8 protein-coding genes are annotated in these 7,000 nt (G+C 69.3%); 5 read left to right on the top strand and 3 right to left on the bottom strand.

Annotated features, from left to right (window positions below; genetic code table 11):
• Window positions 1-205, bottom strand: a 205-nt coding sequence (locus I0Q12_RS32285) for an SUMF1/EgtB/PvdO family nonheme iron enzyme (protein ID WP_231610206.1), incomplete at its 3' end; no start/stop codon positions are given.
• Between the two features lie 86 nt (window positions 206-291).
• On the bottom strand, window positions 292-915 hold the full coding sequence (locus I0Q12_RS07415) for a GntR family transcriptional regulator (protein WP_231610199.1): 624 nt from the start codon (window positions 913-915) through the stop codon (window positions 292-294).
• Between the two features lie 199 nt (window positions 916-1,114).
• Here I0Q12_RS07415 and I0Q12_RS07410 point away from each other — a divergent pair, with 199 nt between their 5' ends.
• The 5 genes from I0Q12_RS07410 to I0Q12_RS07390 are packed head-to-tail and all read left to right on the top strand — an operon-like array spanning window position 1,115 to window position 5,642.
• Complete coding sequence (locus I0Q12_RS07410; protein WP_197251318.1) at window positions 1,115-1,966, top strand: ABC transporter permease subunit; 852 nt, start codon at window positions 1,115-1,117, stop codon at window positions 1,964-1,966.
• Window positions 1,966-2,694: an ABC transporter ATP-binding protein gene (locus tag I0Q12_RS07405; RefSeq protein WP_197251317.1), complete on the top strand. Its 729-nt coding sequence runs from the start codon at window positions 1,966-1,968 to the stop codon at window positions 2,692-2,694. Before I0Q12_RS07410 ends, I0Q12_RS07405 begins: the two co-directional genes overlap by 1 nt.
• 52 nt (window positions 2,695-2,746) lie before the next feature.
• Complete coding sequence (locus I0Q12_RS07400; RefSeq protein WP_197251316.1) at window positions 2,747-3,829, top strand: NrtA/SsuA/CpmA family ABC transporter substrate-binding protein; 1,083 nt, start codon at window positions 2,747-2,749, stop codon at window positions 3,827-3,829.
• Window positions 3,830-3,852: 23 nt separating this feature from the next.
• Window positions 3,853-5,217 carry an LLM class flavin-dependent oxidoreductase gene (locus tag I0Q12_RS07395; RefSeq protein ID WP_197251315.1) on the top strand — a complete coding sequence of 455 codons (1,365 nt, stop codon included), beginning with the start codon at window positions 3,853-3,855 and terminating at the stop codon, window positions 5,215-5,217.
• Window positions 5,214-5,642: an OsmC family protein gene (locus I0Q12_RS07390; protein ID WP_197251314.1), complete on the top strand. Its 429-nt coding sequence runs from the start codon at window positions 5,214-5,216 to the stop codon at window positions 5,640-5,642. The genes I0Q12_RS07395 and I0Q12_RS07390 overlap by 4 nt, the downstream gene beginning before the upstream one ends.
• Before the next feature lie 63 nt (window positions 5,643-5,705).
• Here the strand turns inward: I0Q12_RS07390 and I0Q12_RS07385 are convergent.
• Window positions 5,706-7,000, bottom strand: a 1,295-nt coding sequence (locus tag I0Q12_RS07385; protein WP_231610198.1) for a PQQ-binding-like beta-propeller repeat protein, incomplete at its 5' end; no start/stop codon positions are given.

Raw genomic sequence — 7,000 nt, 5'->3', positions numbered from 1 at the left:
CCGCCCCGGGGTACCGGTCCGGGTCGGGCGCGACCTCCGCGGTCGTGACATATCCGGTCGCTTTCACGAAGCGGCGGAACTCGGCGACCGTCACCGGGTGCTCGTCCATCCAGAACCCGCCGACCGTCACCTGGTGGACCGGTCGTTCCTCGGGATAGAAGTCCTCCGAGCCCATCCAGAACGTGTCTCCCGGAATGAAGACCATGTTCTTCGGCACTGCGTTCTTCGGTAGCGCCCTTGTCATGGGGATCAGCGTCGCACGGTCCGTGCGCCCGTCGGTGGGATTCCCGATCAGCGCGCCGCCATGGCAGAAATGCGGATATCGCGGGTGCGCTCCTGGTGAGCGGTCATCAGGGCGCGCGCCCGCTCGCCGTCCCCCGCGACGATCGCGTCGAGGATGTGGCGGTGCTCCGTCTCGATCGCGTCGAGATTGTCGGGAGCCGCGGACGCCTCGGCGTCGTAGACGGCCAGTTGCGCGTCCAGGCGTTCCATCAGCTCGGCGATGGTCGGGTTGTGGGCGGCGGAGCGCAGCGCGGCGTGCCAGTCGTTGTGCAGGCGGAGTGCGCTCTTCGGATCCGGTGCCGCGACGGCGCGCTCGAACAGACTCGTCAGCCGGGCCAGATCGATCTCGGATCGTCTGGTCGCCGCGGCGAACGCGGCAGCGGATTCCAGTGCGATCCGGGCGTCGCAGATCGCGAGTACCTCCTCCTCGGTGCGCTCACGCACCATGTAGCCGCGGGTGACCTTGATCACCAGACCGTCGAACTCGAGCCGCTGCAACGCTTCCCGCACGGGTGTCCGCGACAGCCCCATCTCCGCGCCGACGCCGGCCGGCACCAGCATGGAGCCGGGCGCATACTTGCCGTTCGTAATGCGTTCGCGCAGTTGTGCGTACGGCGATCTGTCGACGTCCAACGGTCGGTTCCCTCCTCGAGACGCGCAGAAAAGTGGACGAACCAACCCATACCAGGACGGCGCGCGGATGGGAAGGGTTTGAATCCATGTGTATACAGTTGTCGTCGTTTGTTGTCGTTTGTATTTATAGTGCTCCTCGCACTGCTGTCCGCGAGGAGAACGATGAACACGACCACCCCCACACCGACGGCGACCGGCGATGTCTGATCTCACGGTCTCCGCAGCACCGGCTACCCCTGCGCCCACCGCCGAGCCGCCGCGCACCCGCCGCGTCATCCGGACGCCGCGGGCGACCGCGCTGCTGCCGTGGGTCGTTCCGGCCCTCGTGCTGCTCGGCTGGCAGTGGGCCTCGTCCACCGGACTGATCTCCGCGTCGATCCTGCCGCCCCCGAGCAAGGTGCTCGACACCGCCCGGAACCTCTGGGCCGCGGGAGAACTGCAGACCCACTTGCTGGTGAGTGTGCGACGCATCGTCATCGGCTTCACCATCGGCGCCGGGATCGGTCTCGTCCTCGGCTTCGCCGTCGGCCTCTCGCGCATCGCCGAAGGACTCGTCGACCGGACCCTGCAGATGCTGCGTGCGCTGCCGCATCTCGCCCTCGTCCCGCTGCTCATCGCGGCGTTCGGCATCGGCGAGCTGCCGAAGGTCCTGCTCGTGACCCTCGGCGTCATCTTCCCCGTCTACCTCAACACCGTCGCGGGTATCCGCACCGTCGATCCGAAGCTCGTGCAGCTCGGCCGCTCGTACGGGCTCGGGCGCGGCGAGCTGATCCGGCAGGTCATCGTGCCCGGCGCGATGCCGATGATCCTGACCGGCATCCGCTACGCGCTCGGCGTGGCCTGGCTGACGCTCGTGATCGCCGAAACCATCGCGACCAGCGAGGGCATCGGCTTCCTCGCCCAGAACGGCCGCGACCTGCTCCGCAACGACCGGATCGTCCTCGCGATCGTGCTCTACGCGCTCGCCGGCCTCCTGGCCGATCAGCTCATCCGGCTGGTCGAGGCGCGAGTCCTCCGCTGGAACCCCAACTACCGGAAGGGAACTCGCTGATGTCCCGTGACGACCTCGTCGGACTCGACCTGCTCGGCGTCGGACACCGCTACCAGGACAAGCGCATCCTGAACAACATCGACCTGTCGATCGCGCCGGGCGAGTTCGTGACGTTCCTCGGACCGAGCGGCGTGGGCAAGTCCACCCTGCTCCGGATCCTCGCCGGGCTCGAGCAGCCGACCGAGGGCCGCGTCGAGCCGACCGTCGACCGGCCCGTCGTCTCGCGCATGATGTTCCAGGAGGACCGGCTCCTGCCCTGGCGCAACGTCCTCGACAACGTCCAGCTCGGCACCAAGGGACGACGCGACGAAGCGGCCGCGCTGCTCCGCGAGGTCGGACTCGCCGGTCGGGAGAACGCCTGGCCCTCCGAACTGTCCGGCGGCCAGCGGCAGCGCGTCGCGCTCGCCCGCGCCCTGCTGCACCACCCCGACGTGCTGCTCCTCGACGAACCGTTCGGTGCACTCGACGCGATCACCCGGGTCACGATGCAGCAACTGCTCGAACGGATGCTCGCCGAGCGGCCCCGGACCGTCCTGCTCGTCACCCACGACGTCGAGGAAGCGTTGATCCTCTCCGACCGGGTGCTGCTGCTCACCGAATCCGGGATCACCCGTGAACTCCGGATCGACCAGGCCCGCCCCCGGCACCGCGGTGACGCCCGCCTCGCAGCCTGGAAGGAGGAGTTCCTCGACGGGCTCCTCGAGGCCGACCGCGCCCTCCATTCCTGACACTGCCCCTCCGATCCACCCGCTCCACCCGTAGGAAGGTTTCACCCCCGCTATGTCACCCCTGACCTCTTCGTCGCTGAGCCGACGCGGCTTCCTCAAGGCCACCGGCGCCGGTGTCCTCGGCCTGACCGCCCTGTCCCTCGCCGGGTGCAGCACCGACGCCGCAGCAGACGAAGACGGCCCCCTCACCCAGGTCCGGTACGCGCTGATCGGCGACGGCAACGCCGAACCGGGCACCGTGCTGCGCAACAGCCTCGGTGGGTTCGACGTCGCCGCCGACCTCGGCGTGCCGGTGGAATGGCCCACCGGATTCCCGGCGTCCCTGCCGGTGATGGAGGCGATCAAGTCCGGCAGCGTCGACTTCTCCTTCGCCACCGCGACCGCCGTCATCTACGCGATCGGCGGTGGCGTTCCCATCGTCCCGCTGGTGGCGTACCCGCTGCCGAGCAACGAGGTGGACGTCCTGGTCCCGCAGGGCTCCACCATCCGGTCCGCCGCAGATCTGAAGGGCCGCAAGGTCGCCGACCACCGCGGCACGACCGGCACGTACAGCCTGGTCAAGTACCTCGAGACCGCGGGCCTGACGCTCGACGACATCGAGTACGTCAACCTCACCGCCGCGGACGCCGAGGCCGCGTTCGCGCAGGGCAAGGTGGACGCCTGGATCACGTGGCAGCCGATGGCCGAACTCGCCAAGCGCAAGCACAACGCCGCGACCCTGCCCGACGTGAAGACCTACGACTACGCGTTCTTCGTCGCGAGCGAATCCTTCGCGAACAACCACCCCGAGGTCGCGGCGAAGCTGGTGCGCAACGTCCGCGACGCACAGCGCTGGATCGAGGCCAACCCCGCCGCGGCCGTCGACGAGTTCACCCGGCTCGGCGGCTTCGGCGGCAACGCGATGGAAGCCGAGGTGTACCGCGACCTCGTCGAGACGAAGCGGCTCTCGTACTCCGGTGCGGGACAGTTCACCTCGGTCGGTGCCGACGCCATCGCCGGCACCCAGGATCTCGCCGACAACTTCCACCGGCTCGGCATCTACCCCGAGCAGGTGGATGTCACCTCGTGGCTGCAGGATTCGCGGTTCGATTCGATCAAGTCCGTCATCGACAAAGAACTCTCGAACGTCCAGTAACTCTCGAAGTAGGTATCAGCATCATGTCCGACTCCCAGATGCGTCTCGCCGCGTTCATCACCGCCGGTCCCGGCCGCCCCGGCGGCTGGCGCTACCCGGCCTCGGTCCCCGGGTGGTTGTCCGCGGAGTACTACCAGAACATCGCCCGCACCCTCGAGGACGGCAGGTTCGACCTCGCGTTCTTCGCCGACATCCTCTCGGTGCCCGACCGGTTCGGGTCGAGCACCGACACCCAGTTGCGCAACGGCGCGCTCGGCTCGTTGCGTCTCGATCCGCTGCACGTGCTGTCGTCGATGGGTGCTGTGACTCGGCACCTCGGTCTCGCCGCGACGGTGTCCACCACATACGCGCAGCCGTTCACCGTGGCCCGCTCGTTCGCGAGCCTGGACCACCTCACCGCCGGCCGCGCGGCCTGGAACGTGGTGACCTCGTTCCAGGAATCCGAGGCGCGCAACTTCAACCTCGACGAGCAGTTCCCCCGCGAGAAGCGCTACGAACGCGCCGACGAGTTCCTCGAGGTGGCGGCGAAGCTCTGGGACAGCTGGGAGGACGACGCGCTGGTCCTGGACACCGAGACGCCGTTGTTCGCCGACCCCGAGAAGGTGCACGCGATCGGCCACAAGGGGGAGTGGTTCACCGTCCAGGGACCGCTCAACGTGCCGCGGCCGCCGCAGGGATACCCGGTGGTGATCCAGGCCGGCGCCTCCGCCAAGGGCAAGGACTTCGCCGCCCGCTGGTCCGACGTCATCTTCTGCAGCCACGCGTCGCTCGAGTCGGCGCAGGACTTCTACCGCGAGATCAAGGAGCGGGCCGCCGCGCACGGCCGCGACCCCCGTCAGGTGAAGATCCTGCCGTCGATCGCCCCGGTCATCGGTGCCACCAGCGCGATCGCGCAACAGACCTTCGAGGAGCTGTTCGAACTGGTGCCGCCGCTGGGTGGGCTCTCGACCCTCGCCTACCACCTGGACGTGGACCTGTCGACGTTCCCCCTCGACGAGCGGCTGCCCGACGTCGAGGTTCCCGGCGTCGAGGGCCACTACCGCGAGGTCCGCGAGATCACCGAACGCGAGGGGCTCACGCTGCGTGAGCTCGGCAAGCAGTACGGTGGCCGCGTCGAAGGCGGATTCATCGGTACCGCAACGGAAGTCGCGGACGGCCTGGAGGAGTGGTTCACCGGAGGCGCGTGCGACGGCTTCATGGTGCAGGCTCCCTACCAGCCCGGGGGATTCGAGGACTTCACCCGGCAGGTCGTCCCCGAACTGCAGAAGCGCGGCCTGTTCCGGACCGAATACGAGGGATCCACCCTGCGCGAGAACCTCGGACTCGAGCGTCCCGCTCCGCGTGAATGGGAGAACCGGATCCCCAAGCCCGCGAGCGCCGCCCGATGAGCGCCGGCACCGCGCCCGCGTCGAACATCGCGGCCGTCGCGGGGCACACCATCGCCGGGGTACCCGGCCGGTTCGTGCTCGACGCCCGCGCCAACCATCTGGTGACCGACTCGCGATTCGGCCCGGGTGAGTCCATCCAGGCCGGGGAGTTGCTCCTGTCGGCGCTCGCATCGTGCGCGATGGCGAACTTCGAGGCGAACGCGACGGAACTGAAGCTGCCGCTCGCCGGGATCCGGGTCGAGGCCTCGCACGCCCGCGGCAGCGAGGATCCGACCCGGTACGACTTCACCCGGGTCACGATCACCACGAGCGGGGTGGATCAGGCCGCGGCGGACGTCCTGCGCGAGCGGTTCGTCGCGACCTGCCCGATCTACAACACGGTCCGGCGGGGCAGCGGGATCGAGTTGACCGTCCTCGCCTCCTGAGACGATCGGCCTACGGCCACACCACCGGTGCCTGCGCCCCGGTGGTGTGGCCGTTCGGCACTCTCAGCGCAGCGTGTAGAGGTCCCCGAGCAGCGTGGTCGCCAGCAGCTCGCCGTCCGGTCCGATCGCGGTGCCGACCGCGAAACCTGATGCTCCCGGCAGGGATTCCTGATCCAGCGTGCTGCCGTCGGAGGTGTCGAAGACCAGCGCGGCGAGGCCGTCCGGAACCCGCACCACCGTGTACCCCACTCCGTTCGCGGCGACGGCCGGTGCGCCGAGCTGACGCACGTCGTCGCGTTCCCACAGGGATTCGGGGTGATCCCCGGCGTCGCGCAACGCCACGAGCGGACCGTCCGCGCCGCCACCGGCGAGCAGGATCGTCCCGTCGGCGGTCACCGCCGGTCCCGTCGAGGTGACGAAACCCGGATCGTGGCTCCAGCGCGGCGAGCCCGTCGCGGCGTCGATCGCCCACAGGGTGCCGTCGCCGTCGTGCACGTACACCGTCGCGCCGTCCGCGGAGAGCACGGGGCTCGTCACCGCCCCGCCCGGAAGGTCCGCCAGCGACCACTCCTCGGCGATGCGCGCGTCGTCACCGCCGGTGTAGCGCAACGCGACCAGTGCCGCCTGGTCCGTCCCCGGACGCCACAGGGTGGCGAAGATGCGGTCCGTCACCACGTCCACCGCGGGCGTCGTCGCGACCGGGCAGTCGGGGGAGCCGCCGAAGCACGCGGCCAGTCCGTGGTCGGGGGCCTGCCGGGGCACGTTCGTGCCGTCCTGCACACCCGGGATCGGCACCATGTCGTAGATCGGGGCGACGAGCTTGCCCGTCTGCGTATCGACGACGTTGACCTGACCGAAGTGCGTGACCACCAAGAGGTTTCCGTCACCGGTGAACTGTGCGCTGCGCGGTGTGCCGCTCACCGGGATACGCCAGCGGCGCTGCCCGTGCTCGTTGAACGAGTACAGACCGCCCTCCTCGCCGAGGTAGACGTTGGCGACGGTGTCGGCGACCGGCGTGACCACGCCGACGCCCGGCGCGAGACGCGTACACCAGCGTTTGCGGCCGGTGTCGATCTGGAACGCGAACAGATTGCAGCCGGCGTCGGTGGAGGCGCTGACGAAGATCTGCCCGTTGCTGGCGATCGACGGCGGTGATCCGACCGCGCCGCCGACCGATCGGGTCCAGGCGACCGACACGTCCGAGAGTCCGTCCGCGACCGCGGTGCTGCTGTTGCGGGCGTCGGAATAGCGGCCCGGCCACGCTCCTTCGGAGAGGATGTCGATGGGTTCGTCCCCGCTTCCGCATCCGCTCAACGCGAGTGCTGCCGTCGTCGTCAGCACTGCAGTCCGCAGGACAC

Origin of the sequence: Rhodococcus sp. CX, assembly GCF_015865005.1 — a bacterium.
Taxonomy (GTDB): Bacteria; Actinomycetota; Actinomycetes; order Mycobacteriales; family Mycobacteriaceae; genus Rhodococcus.
Note: the sequence above shows the minus strand (reverse complement) of the source record. Positions and strands in the feature narration are given on the sequence as shown.

Bases quoted from the DNA above. Each gene is read 5' to 3' on its own strand.
- I0Q12_RS07410 (WP_197251318.1), top strand. From the start codon at position 1,115: ATGTCTGATCTCACGGTCTCCGCAGCACCGGCTACCCCTGCGCCCACC.
- I0Q12_RS07405 (WP_197251317.1), top strand. From the start codon at position 1,966: ATGTCCCGTGACGACCTCGTCGGACTCGACCTGCTCGGCGTCGGACAC.
- I0Q12_RS07400 (WP_197251316.1), top strand. From the start codon at position 2,747: ATGTCACCCCTGACCTCTTCGTCGCTGAGCCGACGCGGCTTCCTCAAG.
- I0Q12_RS07395 (WP_197251315.1), top strand. From the start codon at position 3,853: ATGTCCGACTCCCAGATGCGTCTCGCCGCGTTCATCACCGCCGGTCCC.
- I0Q12_RS07390 (WP_197251314.1), top strand. From the start codon at position 5,214: ATGAGCGCCGGCACCGCGCCCGCGTCGAACATCGCGGCCGTCGCGGGG.